Source organism: Paraburkholderia ribeironis (genome assembly GCF_900019265.1).
In the GTDB taxonomy this organism is placed as follows: Bacteria; Pseudomonadota; Gammaproteobacteria; order Burkholderiales; family Burkholderiaceae; genus Paraburkholderia; species Paraburkholderia ribeironis.
The window spans coordinates 181-480 of sequence record NZ_CYGX02000178.1; the positions used below are offsets into that span (position 1 = coordinate 181).

General features: G+C 62.1%; 1 pseudogene. It reads left to right on the forward strand.

What is annotated here, in order from left to right:
* Positions 1-8: 8 nt before the first annotated feature.
* Positions 9-155: pseudogene (locus BN2475_RS32980) on the forward strand (transposase domain-containing protein); the annotation flags it as partial.
* Positions 156-300 lie beyond the last annotated feature (145 nt).

Below are 300 nucleotides of genomic sequence, written 5' to 3' on the forward strand. Positions count from 1 at the left end.
ACGCGCAAATGCTCAAACTGCAGGAAACGGTCGACTCGCAACAAGCCGCGTTGGCTTCGCGCGCAGCCGAAGTCGAACACCTGAAGCTGCTCATTGCCAAGCTGCGCCGTATGCAGTTCGGTCGCAAGTCGGAGAAGCTGGACAGCCAGATCGAGCAACTCGAACTGCGCCTCNNGCCCGCGCGTAAACTGCCTGCATGACGCGCGCGAGCCCACTTCCCGACGATGTCGAAACGCTGAAGGCCATGCTGCTCAGCCAGGAGGCGGCGCTGCGCGAGCGTGACGCGCAAATGCTCAAACT